At 57.6% G+C, this 13,703-nt stretch carries 14 protein-coding genes; 9 read left to right on the forward strand and 5 right to left on the reverse strand.

Annotated features, from left to right (window positions below):
- Positions 1-170 precede the first annotated feature (170 nt).
- Positions 171-1,358 (forward strand): MFS transporter, encoded by a 1,188-nt coding sequence (locus AB1772_08735; GenBank protein ID MEW5796434.1) that lies wholly within the window; start codon positions 171-173, stop codon positions 1,356-1,358.
- Here the strand turns inward: AB1772_08735 and AB1772_08740 are convergent.
- The 3 genes from AB1772_08740 to AB1772_08750 all read right to left on the reverse strand — a co-directional run bounded on the left by AB1772_08740 (position 1,339) and on the right by AB1772_08750 (position 4,773).
- Complete coding sequence (locus tag AB1772_08740) at positions 1,339-2,214, reverse strand: serine/threonine-protein kinase (protein ID MEW5796435.1); 876 nt, start codon at positions 2,212-2,214, stop codon at positions 1,339-1,341. The genes AB1772_08735 and AB1772_08740 overlap by 20 nt on opposite strands.
- 438 nt (positions 2,215-2,652) lie before the next feature.
- Positions 2,653-3,426, reverse strand: a complete 774-nt coding sequence (locus tag AB1772_08745) for a response regulator (protein ID MEW5796436.1) — start codon at positions 3,424-3,426, stop codon at positions 2,653-2,655.
- A gap of 3 nt (positions 3,427-3,429) precedes the next feature.
- Complete coding sequence (locus AB1772_08750; protein ID MEW5796437.1) at positions 3,430-4,773, reverse strand: phosphomannomutase/phosphoglucomutase; 1,344 nt, start codon at positions 4,771-4,773, stop codon at positions 3,430-3,432.
- A 221-nt stretch (positions 4,774-4,994) separates the two neighbouring features.
- On the opposite strand from AB1772_08750, the gene AB1772_08755 reads away from it, so the two are divergent.
- Complete coding sequence (locus AB1772_08755; GenBank protein MEW5796438.1) at positions 4,995-5,732, forward strand: DUF1573 domain-containing protein; 738 nt, start codon at positions 4,995-4,997, stop codon at positions 5,730-5,732.
- A gap of 264 nt (positions 5,733-5,996) precedes the next feature.
- On the opposite strand, the gene AB1772_08760 is transcribed toward AB1772_08755, so the two are convergent.
- Positions 5,997-6,383, reverse strand: a complete 387-nt coding sequence (locus AB1772_08760; GenBank protein MEW5796439.1) for a hypothetical protein — start codon at positions 6,381-6,383, stop codon at positions 5,997-5,999.
- Between the two features lie 56 nt (positions 6,384-6,439).
- Positions 6,440-6,778, reverse strand: a complete 339-nt coding sequence (locus AB1772_08765; GenBank protein MEW5796440.1) for a cupin domain-containing protein — start codon at positions 6,776-6,778, stop codon at positions 6,440-6,442.
- Positions 6,779-7,090: 312 nt separating this feature from the next.
- On the opposite strand from AB1772_08765, the gene AB1772_08770 reads away from it, so the two are divergent.
- From AB1772_08770 to AB1772_08800, 7 genes are all read left to right on the forward strand, one after another.
- The gene (locus AB1772_08770) at positions 7,091-7,873 is read left to right on the forward strand and encodes a helix-turn-helix domain-containing protein (GenBank protein ID MEW5796441.1); all 783 of its coding nucleotides are present in this window, start codon (positions 7,091-7,093) and stop codon (positions 7,871-7,873) included.
- Positions 7,874-7,899: 26 nt separating this feature from the next.
- Positions 7,900-8,508, forward strand: coding sequence for a macro domain-containing protein (locus AB1772_08775; GenBank protein MEW5796442.1), 609 nt, complete (start codon positions 7,900-7,902; stop codon positions 8,506-8,508).
- A gap of 4 nt (positions 8,509-8,512) precedes the next feature.
- Positions 8,513-9,190 (forward strand): hypothetical protein, encoded by a 678-nt coding sequence (locus AB1772_08780; protein ID MEW5796443.1) that lies wholly within the window; start codon positions 8,513-8,515, stop codon positions 9,188-9,190.
- A gap of 12 nt (positions 9,191-9,202) precedes the next feature.
- Positions 9,203-10,954 (forward strand): response regulator, encoded by a 1,752-nt coding sequence (locus AB1772_08785; GenBank protein ID MEW5796444.1) that lies wholly within the window; start codon positions 9,203-9,205, stop codon positions 10,952-10,954.
- A 35-nt stretch (positions 10,955-10,989) separates the two neighbouring features.
- Positions 10,990-12,432: a PAS domain-containing sensor histidine kinase gene (locus AB1772_08790; GenBank protein MEW5796445.1), complete on the forward strand. Its 1,443-nt coding sequence runs from the start codon at positions 10,990-10,992 to the stop codon at positions 12,430-12,432.
- Between the two features lie 18 nt (positions 12,433-12,450).
- Complete coding sequence (locus AB1772_08795; GenBank protein ID MEW5796446.1) at positions 12,451-12,831, forward strand: response regulator; 381 nt, start codon at positions 12,451-12,453, stop codon at positions 12,829-12,831.
- Between the two features lie 367 nt (positions 12,832-13,198).
- On the forward strand, positions 13,199-13,594 hold the full coding sequence (locus tag AB1772_08800; protein MEW5796447.1) for a heavy metal-responsive transcriptional regulator: 396 nt from the start codon (positions 13,199-13,201) through the stop codon (positions 13,592-13,594).
- Positions 13,595-13,703 lie beyond the last annotated feature (109 nt).

Here is a 13,703-nt window from a genome sequence, read left to right on the forward strand (position 1 = left end):
CCCATCCTTTGGGTGGGAGTGAGACGACTCCCGCGCACCAAGAATTAAGGAAAACAAGGACGATCTCCGGGACAATCGGGTAATGTCGAAACGGCCCGAAGCGGCCTCGTTTCGACCTACAAAACATAATATCGTCATAGCAAGCATCCCGACCTGCTATATTAGCCCTCATGCTTGACTCGTCACGCCTCTCCGCACAGCCGATGTACCGCTTTCTCATGGTCCTGACCATCAGCTCGACCATGGGCCTGCAGGCCTGGCGCACCCTGTTCGATAACTTTTCGGTCAACGTGGTGGGGATCGACGGTAACCAGATGGGGATCATTCAATCGGTGCGCGAGATTCCGGGGTTCCTGGCGCTGCTGGTGGTGCTGGTTATGCTGCTGCTCAAGGAGCATCGCATCTCGGCGCTGTCGGTGCTAACTCTCGGTATCGGTGTCGCCATTACTGGCTTGTTTCCGTCGTATCTCGGCCTGATCGGCACCACGCTGGTGATGAGCCTCGGTTTCCACTACTACGAAACCACGAACCAGTCGCTTACTTTGCAGTATTTCGACGAGAAAACATCGCCGCTGGTGCTGGGCAAATTGCGCGGGATCAGCGCGGGGGCCAATATCGCGGTCGGCCTGCTGATTTTCGTACTGACACCGTACCTGCCGTACGTGTGGCTCTATGGGCTATTGGGCGGCATGATCGCGCTCTCAGGCGTGTGGGGCCTGCTGCAGAAGCCGACCCGCGACGACTTGCCGGTCCAGCACACCACGATGATCTTGCGCAGACAGTACTGGCTCTACTATGTACTGACCTTCCTGGCCGGAGCGCGGCGGCAGATCTTTGTCGCCTTCTCGGTTTTCCTCATGGTGAAGAAATTCGGATTCGATGTTCAGGAAATCACCGTGCTGTTCGTCATCAACAACGTGGTGAACTACTTTCTAAGTCCGGCGATCGGCTGGGCGATCGTGCGTTTCGATGAACGCAAGGTGCTTTCGCTGGAGTATTTTTCATCGGTGTTCATATTCCTCGGCTATGCCTTGGTCGATTCCAAGTGGCTGGTGGCGCTTCTGTACATGGCCGACCATATCTTCTTCAATTTCGCGGTCGCCATTCGGACATTCTTTCAGAAGATCGGCGATCCCAAAGACGTTGCCCCGAGCATGGCGGTCGGGTTTACGATCAACCATATCGGCGCGGTGGTGTTTCCCGTTGTCGGCGGACTGCTCTGGGCGGTAGACTATCGAATTCCGTTCGTGGCCGGGGCGGTGTTAGGACTGGGGTCTCTCATGTTCGTACAGATGATCCCCGGGCAGGTGCGCCTACGGCAGGCAGGCTCTCGCGGGCCTATTTCGGCTGCGACGTAACCACCAACCAGAGTATAACCAGCAGCAATACGAGAACCGAGATCATCAGGTACTGCCTCGGACCGAGAGACCATTTCCTGCGTTCGACGGTCGCCGGCTCGGTCTCGAGCGACATCATGGCCTGAATCGTCAATATCAGTTCTTCGGCCGACGCAAACCGTTCGCCCGGGGATGCCGCCAGGAGCCGTCCGAGCAGCAGCCGCGCCACCCCGGGAGCCTGCTGTTCCGAGAACTGCGAGAAGACGACCGGCGGTGAACCCTGGGGAATCTGACCGGTCAGGAGGTGATATAGGACGACACCGAGCGCATACAGGTCGCCTGACGGTGTGGCCTGGGCGCCACGGGACAATTCGGGAGCGAGAAATACGGACTGCTCTGCGTTTGGTAGTCCCGTTGCGATGGCCCCCAGCCCGGAGTCGACCAGCCGTGTCCGGCCCTGAGAGTCGACAAACACATTCGATGAGGTGACATTGCCGTGCACCAGGCCGGTGTCGTGAATTGACTTGAGAGTGCACGCCAGCTCCAGAGCTAGGTTCAGCCAGCGGTCGTATTCGACGGGAGCACTAATCGCAAGTGCAGAGACATCCTGACCGTCGACATACTGCCTGGCAACAAACCAGCAGCCGTCGGCCTCTTCCAAAGCGTAGAAGCGGGCGATGCCGGCATGCTCGAGCGCGTTTATTTGCTCCATTGATGCAAGAAATCGCTGTCGCCAAGCCTCGTCAGCAGCGTGCGGGCGACGCATTTCCTTGATGACCACCGCCCGCTGTGAAGTCGAGTCGATAGCCGACCAAGTGATGCCGTTCTTCCCCTCGCCTAATTTCTCTGCTATCTCATAGTGAAGAAGCCGTTTCATGAGTTAACGCCGCCGTTCAGGTCGGACAAACATCACGCACCGGCGGATAGAAGCAACAAGAAACGGAAGACGTACGAGAGGAGGCCCCAAGGGTGTAGGTCGGGATGCTTGTCATCCCGACACGATGGCCGTCGCACCCGGAGCCCCACCTTTTGGGTGGGGATGAGACGACTCTGCCGCAGACGACTCCTGGTGGCCCACCCGGCTGCGGGTGGGATGGAGATTACTCTGGCATGAAGAGCTGCCATCCGCCGGCAGATGAGGGCATCTGCCGGGCACGGACACAAAGCCGTCGGAGGATGAGCCTCGGTGGCCCATCCGCTTGCGGGTGGGATGGAGATTACTCTCGCATGAAGAGCTGCCATCCGCCGGCAGATGAGGGCATCTGCCGGGCACGTTCATATATTCGCCGGCAGATGACGACCCGCCGCATCGTTCTCAGTTGTTGTGGCGTGTATCCGGATTGAGCGTTCGATCCAGGAGCGTTAGCAGTTCCTCGGACCGGATCGGCTGCGAAATGCAGCCCGCCGCGCGTAGTGTCAGCGAGGCCTGCTCCGCGGCGGAGATCGCCTGCGGTGCGCCGGCCAGAACCAGAGGCAAATCTGGACAGGCTTCGCGCAAACGGGCCAGGCGCTCCGTGTTCTCGGCAGAAGTGGTGTCGATTCCCGCGATAATCGCATCGAAACTGCCGCGCTGAAGTTCCTCGAGAGCCTCGTCGCCGCCCGCCGCTGCAAACGACAGGTAATTGCCGAGCGAGAGGGTTTCGGTCAACCTGTCGCGGAGTTCATCCTCGGCCACATCAATCAGAATTCGTCGCGGCGGCGGCAGACGCTTCCCGGTGCGGTTGGCTTTGAGCGTCTTCTCGATCAGGTCCTCGAGGAGCTCGATACGAAACGGCTTGGAGAGATAACCATCAGGCGCGGCCGCCGCCATCGTCTCTTCCGATACTACCCCAGTAATAAACAGCACCGGAAGCAACGGACACGCCCGCCTGATTTTCTTGGTCAGTGTGAGTCCGTCCATGTGGGGCATCTTGATATCGGTAATGACCAGATCGAAATCGTGATGTCCCTCTTCGCGCAACAGCGCCATCGCCTCGACCCCATCGGATGCCGCCGTCGATTCGTAACCGATCGCCGTCAGGGTATCGACAAGCAGCGTGCGCAGCATCGGATCGTCATCGACCACCAATACCTTGCCCTTGGACGCCATAACTCAACCTCGAATGATCTTGAGGATCTCGTCGGTTTTGGTCTTCAGCAGTGTCGCGTTGTCGGCTTCGACATTCAGGCGCAGCAGCGGCTCGGTATTCGACGGCCGCAGGTTGAACCAGAAATCGTCGAATGTGACCGTAAGCCCGTCGATCTCGTCCTGTCGGCCCGCTACAAACGCCTGCTTGACCCGCGCAATTGTCTCCGCGATTGAATTCACCCGGCTGTTAATCTCGCCTGACCGGACATACGGATCGATCTGCTTGACCATCTCATGCAGCGGTTTGCCTTCGGTAGAGATGAGTTCCAGGCAGACCAGAAACGCGATCAGGCCGGAGTCGGCAAACCAGAAATCGCGAAAATAAAAATGCCCGGAATGTTCGCCGCCAAAAACGGCGTTGTGCTTCTTCATGAGCGGCTTGATCAACGCGTGCCCCACCCGCGTGCGAATCGCCTTGCCGCCGGAGCGCTCGATCAGCCCCGGCACGGCGCGCGAGCAAATCAAGTTGTAAAGCACCGTTTCTCCGGGATGTTTCGCAAGGAGAGATTTGGCCACCAGCGCGGTCACCATGTCGCCGCCGAGCTGCTTACCGAATTCATCGACTAAGAACATCCGGTCCGCGTCGCCATCGAACGCCACCCCGAAATCTGCTTTGGTCTCGGCGATCTTCTTCTGCAAATCGGCCAGGTTTTCTAACTCTATCGGCGATGCCGGGTGATTGGGGAAACTGCCGTCCAGCTCGAAATACAGCGGCGTCACCTGAATCGGCAGCTTACCAAGAACCGGCGGCAGGGTGAGACCGGCCATCCCGTTGCCGGCGTCAATCACGATACGATACGGTTTGACTTTCGATACCTCGATAAACGACAGGCAGTGCGCAGCGTAATTCTCGGCAATGTCCTTGCGGATCGTGACGCCCCGCGACGGAATGGTCACGAGGTGCTGGTCTTTTTGGATCGCTTCCAGCATCTGGCGAAGCCCCAGTTCACCGGAAAGCGGCTCGGCCTTGGCGCGGCAGATTTTGAAGCCGTTATACTGTTTCGGATTATGGCTGGCGGTGATCATCACGCCGCCGTCGTAATCGAACTTGCCGACCGCGTAGTAGAGACCGTCGGTGGAGCAGAGTCCCAGGTCGACCACATCGGAGCCGGAGTCGTTCAGCCCCCTGATGAGATTCTCGGCCAGCTCATCCGATGAAACCCTCATATCGCGACCGACCGCCACTGTCTTGGGGCGAAGATAGGCCGCCAGGGCCGCCCCGATATGATACGCGGTCTCGCCGCTAAGCTGCTCGGGCGTCGTGCCCCTGATATCATAGGCTTTGAAAATGGTGGGGTCAATATTCATACCCGGATTCGGAACTCCTCGGCCAAAGGGCGTTACTGCACTTGATATACGCTACCGGCCAGGACGGCCGAGATCAAGATATAAATCGGTAACGCTTTTCTTGCCACGAGCGTCCCAAGAGAGGATATATTACTGCGGCTGCGCAACTGACCCGCCATGACAGCCTCGAACGGCGGCGACTGCGGCCGAGTATAATGGGCATACACCGATTGGAGAATATGATGAACAGAATGAATGCTGTGTTGATAGCGACTGCAGTTGCGATCCTGCCCGCGACATCCGTATGGGCCGGACCGTTGTTGACTATACCTGAGCCTGAGTTTGATTTCGGCTACATCCCCCAGAACTCGAAAGTCGCGCACGTCTTCTGGCTGCACAATACCGGCGACCAGGAAATGAAAATCGCCAAAGTCAATCCGGGCTGCGGTTGCACGCAGGCGCCGCTCGATAAAGAGATAGTGCCTCCGGGCGACAGCGCACGGCTGGAGATAATTTTTTCGTCGCGGTTGTATTTCGAGCGCGTAGTCAAGACGCCGGTGATTGAGATTGCCGGTCTGGCCGACCCTCACACTGTTAAGATCATCTCGTACGTCGTCCCGCGGCCCGATTCGACCTTCCCGCTGCGGCTGGAGCCGTTCAAACTGGACATCTCGCAGTACGGCGAGGCGGTTCGCGACCGGGCATCGCTTGAGATAACCAATGTCTCGGACAAAGAGCTTGCTATCAGTTTAATAGCCGGGGTGGAGGATATTGGCACGCTGACTCTTCCACCAACCGTCGGCCCAGGCCAGACCGTCACAGCCGAGTTAGTGCTCAAGCCGGAAGCGCTGGCTAACGAACTAGAGCGCTCGTTCACGTTTGAGGTGGGCGACGAGCACCACAGCCGTTACACCGTCCCGATCCGCCGCAAACTCCGCGACCCTCGCGTGGGGCAGTTGACAGCACCCGCAGGAGAGTAAAGTCTCGGTGCCCCACCGCTTGCGGTGGGTGAAGATTCCACAAGGTGCCCCACCCTTTGGGCGGGAGTGAGGAGTCCGGATTCACAAAATGCTGGATGACAAAGACCCTATTCCATGTTATCTTTCCGACAAAGGGATGTAAGCAATGGGACATCATCGAGGAATCTCCCCCCACCGTCCGCCGAAGGCGGAGCGGGGCATACGTGCTTATTAGAGGTACGATGGTCATCTCGGAGAATGTAACTACCCACAGCAAGCTGTGGGCTACCGGGCTACCCCCCCATGCCACATCCAGACATTCGGTTCAATGTATGAGCCCTCGTTCTTTGCGACATCAATACGCACCGGCACGAGCGCGCCGGGGATCACATAGTCGCCACTGCGCGGACATGTCATACCGGTCCATGACTCCCACTCCGCAACTGCCCCGACAATCCGCATCGCCGTGTGGCACGGCTTGATTATCCGCCCGCCTGCTTTGGCGTGCACCCGAAGCCAGGGATCGTACGGGAAGCCGTTGTCGCCGGTCCACGTGATGTACTGATCGATAGATACGTGAGGATGCTTGGTCTTACGATTCGGTCGCACCGGCGCGATCAGTCTGGTAGGTCGGGTTCCGAGCGTTAACCATTCGTGCGAGAAACCCGACATCGCGCTTTCTAAATCACACCTTAAAAGGTTTTCATCCCACCCGGAGGGTGAGCCACCTATGTGTGCGCAGTCGCGCGGACAAAATCCTCGCGTACGGGATGAAAGATGTCGATCACGTAACACCGCTTGATCGCCCGCGCTCCGTGCGGTGTCATCGGCGGCAACACGAACGGATGCCCCGCGGTCAGTCGATAAGGTATACCCTCGACTGTCAACTCCATCTCTCCTTCAATCACATCCACTATCTGCTCGTTGTGATGCGAGTGCACCGGCAGCACCGCGCCATCGTCCAAAATGACATGCGCCACGCTGACATTGCCGGTACTCACCACCCTCGCGCGAATACCCTTGGTGAGTTCAAGCTCTTTGACGGACTGAAGATCGATAAGTGGCATAGTTAGTGTCTCCTATGGGCCATTAACTTCCTCGTGAATGTTCTGCGAACCGACTCCTTACGCCAAGTTACGCCACGACCGGTAAACTCACAAGGGCCACTGATTCTGCGCAACAAATATAAGACATCTTATAAGACCGTGTTAGTCTGGTTATTTGTACTGATCGAGTATGTTATTGTGCTGCTTGTGGATAGCTTATTGCGCTCAGACGGCCCTGTGCTCGACTTTGTGAAAATTTTCCTAAATTCCTGTTGACCGTCGCCGACATATAGGTATATTTCTCCAAATTCAGAAAATTCAGAAATGTCATAAATGGACCGACCAGACCCTAACAAGGACTACCTGACCACCACTCAGGCGGCACGCCTGCTGGCGGTCTCACCCGATACGGTGCTCAAGTGGGTCCGGGCTGGGAAGGTCAAGTCATACCGCACCCTGGGCGGGCACTTTCGCATCCCGACTGGCGAATTAGGTGTTCTTGGCACCACCAAGTCTGCGCACCTTGGCGCCGTTGAAGAAACTACGCCCGTCATGCATCAGTACTGCTGGGAGTTTCTGGCGGCGGGCGGCGAGATCAAGCCCGAATGCCGTGACTGCATCACCTTTCGATCGCGAGCCCGCCGCTGCTATGAGCTCAAAGAGCTCCCAGGCGGGCTGGGCTGTCTCAACCTGATGTGCGATACGTCCTGCACCGACTGCGAATACTACAAGCTGGTCCACGGCCAGGGGCTGAACGTGCTGATTCTCACCGGATCGAGTTCCATTCTGAAGAGCCAGGAGAAAGTGGAGCAGGTCGAAGGGCTCAGGGTGAAGTTTTGTGTCAGCGAGTACGACGCGGCTGTCGCCATTCAGTACTTCCGGCCCGACTATGTCGTGGTAGATTGCGCGTTCGGCAAGAAACGCACCGGCAGCATCTGCAACAGCTTATTTGGCGACATTCGCATTCCGGTGGCGCGGATAATTCTCTCATCACGCAGTCGCGATATCGACGATTACTGCGATCGCGAAGTTTTCGGCTGGATTCGCAAGCCGTTCGATCTCGAACAGCTCAGGCAGTGCATCCGCGGGGTTCCGTCAATGGCTGATAATCAGTGAGGATATGTATTTGCGAGGTTGTTGGCATGGCTGATCAAGTCAAAGTGAGTAGTGAAGCGACACCGGCAGTGGATCGCACTCAGGGTGACGCGTCGGATACACTCAAGATCAAGAAGACCACATTGCGCCTGGTGAAAGGGGATATCACCGTCCAGGCGATCGAGTCGTTCGTGTACTATGCCCGGCCTGATCTGGCGCTCGGCTCCGGGTTCGGGACCGCAATCGCCCAGCGCGGCGGCCCGGCTGTGCAGGAGGAACTCAATGGTCTCGGGCCGCTGGCGACGGGCGACGTTGTCATCACCGCCGCCGGTGACATGAAGGCAGAGTACATCATTCATGCGGTGGGTCCCCGGTTTCAAGAGGAGGATCTGGAAGCGAAACTCAAACTGACTGTCCAGAACTGCCTGGTGAAAGCAGAGGAAAAGGGAATTCGGGCGATTGCCTTTCCCCCGATGGGGGCCGGGTTTTACGGCGTGCCGCTCGATCTCAGCGCTCGTATCACCCTGGGCGTGATCGGCGATTATCTGATGCGCCAGACCGGCATCACCGACGTCGTCGTGTGCCTGTTCGACAACCGTGAGTACCTGCCGTTCCAGAAACAACTGGCGGCAATAGCCGCGCAGAGAGGGAGGTAGGACAATGAGCCTGGAATTCGTTCGCGGTACGCTTCATGATGCGGCTCTTTGTTTCATGGCTGTAGTCTACATTATTCGAGTTTACTGGCTGACCCGTTTTCCGGCGGGGATGGAGCGCCAGGCGCCGACCAGCGCGGGAAGCGCCAAACCCCGCAAGAGCATTGTCTATTCGTGGGCCAATGTCGCGATGCCGTGGGCAATGGAATCGACTCGAACCAAGTTCTTTCTCTATCTCCAGTTCGTGGTCTTCCATCTGGGTGTGACCGCGGCAATAGCGCTCATGTTTTCGATATCGTTTTACTTCAAAGGCGGCCCGCTGCCGCCCACACTGGCGACTATTTTTAGGATTGTCATCGGCGCGGCTTTTGTCGTCGGCTTGCTCCGGATCATTCGACGAATCAGCAATATCTACGTGCGGGCAATCAGCTCCCCCGATGACCATTTCGCGGTCTGGCTTCTGACAGCCTGGTTCGGACTGGGTGTTCTGGCAGCGCCCAACGACTACAGCAACGGCGACTGGCAGGCATACGCGTTCTTCCTGATGGGGTCGTTCTTCCTTGTTTATGTCCCCTTCTCGAAAATCTCACACTACCTGTATTACCCGTTTACGCGGTATTACTTAGGCAAAACCCTTGGCCGCCGCGGCGTATTCCCGATCAGGCGGGCGGCCCCGCAGCGATAGAGGATGTAACTGATGGAAACCACGCTGACAACAAGATCACACAAAGCTGAAATCGTTATCGAGCGCCTGGGCAAGAAGCTCAATCGCCAGATTGTCGGTTCGCTGCTGGGCTGTGTTCACTGCGGCAACTGTATCGAGTCTTGTCATTATGTATTGGCGAATCCGGGCGATCCCACCTACGCGCCCGCCTGGAAGGGCGACCAGTTACGGCGCATTTTCAAGCGCCACTACGACTGGACCGGCCGGATGTTCCCCTGGTGGGTGCACGCGAAAAGCCTCTATACCGATCAGGATCTCGAAGACCTCAAAGACATCGTGTTCGGCAAGTGCACGAATTGTCGTCGCTGCACGATCAACTGCCCCATGGGTGTCGACCTGCCCACGTTTAACCGTATGGCGCGCGGCCTGCTGGTTTCGGTCGGCGTGATGCCCGAGGGCGTGGCGGTAGTCAGCAAGGATCAGTGGGAAATCGGCAACCAAATGGGGGTGTTGAAAGAGGACTATGTCGACACCCTGCAATGGTTGACCGACGAGATGCGCATGGAATACGGAGAAAACTACCCGGGTATCCCGATCGACAAGCAGGACGCCAATGTCGTTTACTCGATCAATCCGCGCGAGGTGAAGTACGATCCGAGGACTATCTCCGATGCGGCGATGATTTTCAACGCCGCCGGCGAGGACTGGACTATGCCGTCGGAGGGCTGGGACATGACCAATTTCGGTTTGTTCTCCGGCGACGACGATTTGGGTGGGGCCTGCTCGCGCCGGTTGTTCGAGAAAGTACAGGAGCTGGGCGGCCGGACACTGGTTATCTCAGAATGCGGTCACGGCTACCGCTCCACTCGCTGCGAGGGGCAGAACTGGGCGAAGATGGATGTCGATTTCAGGATGGAGAGCTCTATCGAGACCATGCTTCGCTATATCAGGGAGGGGCGAATCAAAGTCGACAAGACCAGGAACGACATCCCGGTTACCTTTCACGACTCCTGCAACTACGCCCGCGGCTGCGGCGTGACCGAGGAGCCGCGCGAACTGCTGCAGCTCATCTGCTCCGACTTTCGTGAAATGTATCCCAATCGGGCCGAGAATTACTGCTGTACCGGCGGCGGCGGGGCGATGTCGATGTCCGAGTACACGCCCCGACGCTTGAAGTCCGCGAAGATTAAAGCCGATCAGCTTAAGGCAACCGGCGCCAAGATTGTCGTGACTACCTGCCATAACTGTGTCGACGGCTTGGCCGATCTGATCAAACACTACAAGCTGGACATGAAAGTCACACAGTTGGTCAACCTGTGCGCCAACGCCCTAGTGTGGAAACCGGAGGTAGTGGCCGTTCCTGCCGAGGTAGTACCGGTAGCAGCAGTTGCTGCGAGCCTGGCCGGTTATCGCATACTTGTCGCCGATGATGAGCCGGACTTCGTGACGTTTGTATCAACGGTGCTGGAAGATCACGGCGCCACAGTGATTTCCGCCAGCGACGGCAACCGGGCGTTCGAGCTTGCCCGCTCCGAGAAACCGGATCTAATCACGCTCGATATCTCCATGCCCGGTAAATCCGGTATCGAAGTATTCGAGCTGCTGAGACACACTCCGGAGACTAAGCAGATTCCTGTTTGCATTATCACTGGCAAGCCGGAGATGCGGAAATTGATATACGATCGTCCTGTCCCGCCGCCTGAAGGGTACCTCGACAAGCCGGTAGACGATGAGACGATCCTGTTCAACGTGCGCAAGACGCTCAAGATCGAGCACGTGGCATAGCGCGCGAGCGTGACTGCCCGGCAGAGGTGGCCTGCATGGAAAACCAGCGACGTCGGTACAGTGATAAAGTCTTCGATGCCCTGCCCGGTTATCTGACCGTGCAGGATCGGAATTTTCGCATAGTCGCCGCCAACGAGTCGTTTCGATCCGATTTCGGCGATTACCAGGGTCGCTTCTGCTACCAGGTTTACAAGCAGCGGCCCGAGCCATGCGAGGATTGCCCGGTGGCACGCACGTTCCACGACGGACAAAAACATCGGAGCGAGGAGCTGGTAAGAACGCTCGACGGCCGTGCGGTCTCGGTGCTGGTTTACACGACCCCGATTCTCGGGGAAAACGGCGAGGTCGCCGAGGTAATCGAGATGTCAACCGATGTCACGGAGTTGAAGAACCTGCAAAAGCAGCTTCGGGACAGCCAGCGCAAGTACCGCCAGTTGTTCGAGGATGTGCCCTGCTTTATCTCGATTCAGGATCGCGAACTGAATATTGTCGACGCTAACCGGCTACATCGGGAGACGTTTGGTGTCGGCTATGGCCGCAAGTGCTACGATGTGTACAAGCACCGCACCAAAGAGTGCGTGCCGTGCACGGTACAGCAGACCTTCCGTGACGGCCTCACCCACTCGCACGAAGAGGTTGTGACGTCTCAGACCGGCGAGACAATTAACGTGCTGGTCCACACCGCGCCGGTGCGGGGCGAGAACGGCGAGATCGAAAACGTGATCGAGATGAGTGCCGATATCACCCAGCTCCGCCAGTTGCAGGACAAGCTGGCCTCGGTGGGGATGCTGATCGGCACGATCTCGCACGGCATCAAAGGGTTGCTCAACTCGCTCGATGGCGGCATTTATCTGATCAATTCGGGCCTTAAGAAAGACGATCGGGCGCGGATCGATAAGGGATGGGATATCGCGCTTCGCAATGTCGAGCGGATTCGCTCGATGGTGATGGACATACTATACTACGCCAAAGATCGCGAACCGAACTGGGAGACGATCACCGGCAGCGATCTCGCCAAAGATGTCTGCAATCTGATGGTCGAGCGGGCGAAAAAGATGCAGATCGATCTGGAGTGCGCGATGAGCGGCGACGGCCGTTTCGAATGCGATCCGCAGATGATCCGCTCCCTGCTAGTCAACCTGGTGGAGAATGCGCTCGATGCCTGCCGCATCGACGCGGAGAAACCGTCGCATCAGGTGAAAGTCGAACTTCGGGAACAGCCGGAAGCGGTTCAGCTGGTGGTGACCGATAACGGTATCGGCATGGATCGGGAGACTCGCGAGAAGGCGTTCAGCCTCTTTTTCTCATCCAAGGGAGCGGGTGGAACCGGGCTGGGGCTGTTTATATCGAATAAGATCGCCCAGGCGCACGGTGGGCGGATACTGGTGGAATCGGAGGAAGGCAAGGGGAGCAGCTTTCTGGTTGAACTGCCGCGTCGCCGGCCACATATTGCTCCGACAGACGCGAATGTGACATAGCGACAGAGGAATACGAATATGGCCGAAAAGAAAAAAATTCTCGTTGTGGACGATGAACCGGATACGGTGGAGTGGCTGACAGCGTTTTTCGAGGACAACGGTTACGCCACGTCGTTTGCCTACGACGGCTTCGACGGCTTCGAAAAAGTCAAGGCCGAGGGGCCGGACCTGATCACGCTGGATATCTCGATGGACAAGGAGTCGGGGATCAAGATGTATCGCAAGCTTCACGACGACAAGGAGGCGTCGAAAATCCCCGTCATCATGCTGACCGGGGTGACATCGGATTTCAAACGGTTCATCTCGACCCGCACGCAGGTCGACCCGCCGCAGGCGTATTTCGAGAAGCCGGTCGACCGCGAAGCGCTGCTCAAAAAGGTGCGGGAGCTGATAGGGTAGGAGGCCCCACAGGCTCTTCTCGCTAGTTCGAATTCCCATTACTTGTCGCGTCAGGTCTCGGTCCGCCCACTCTTCCATCGGGGCCGGACAAGAACCCGCTGCCATAGGCGCTAACTTATTGTCCGAAGTCGTGCCTGGCGTACCTCCCGGCGCGCCAGGTCACTGGGGCCAATCGGATATACCGCGAAGCATGGGGCCGTGGTGGACGAGGACGTCCACCACGCACAAGAGTTAAGTTAGCGCCTGTGGAACCCGCCGCAACTCCCGCAACTTCTTGGGTCCTCCCGCGATAATCTATCGAAAGTTCTTGACCCGGTACTTTGGTACAGGGTTTATCTTTGGGAGAACAAACGGAGGTGCGCGAGCGATGTTGATAGGAAAAGTCGCCCAGGCAGCCGGTGTCAATATCCAGACGCTGCGGTATTACGAACGGCGCGGCCTGGTCAGGTCGCCGGTTCGACGATCATCGGGCTACCGCGAGTATCCCCCGGACGCGGTCGACCGGATTCGCTTTGTAAAACGATCTCAGGAGCTCGGCCTTACGCTGGCTGAAATCGGTGAGCTTCTTAGGCTCAGAGAAAGTCAACGGGCACGCTGCAGCGATGTGCGCCATAGAACGCAGTTGAAAATCGCCGAGATTGACAACAAGATCAGGAGCCTGACCGCCATGAGGAGCGCACTGGCAGTGTTGCTCAGGTCGTGTTCCTCCAACGCGACGGTCAGATACTGCCCGATTATAGAATCCCTAGAGCCCATTTCATAACCTGACATTAGGCACAGTTTAAGCTTGCGTCATACAACGGCTTATGATACCCGGCCATTGAAAGGAGTTGTTCAATGGCCAAGGAACGGTGGCAGCTAACCGACCAGCA

This window comes from Candidatus Zixiibacteriota bacterium (genome assembly GCA_040752815.1).
Taxonomy (GTDB): domain Bacteria; phylum Zixibacteria; class MSB-5A5; order GN15; family FEB-12; genus JAGGTI01.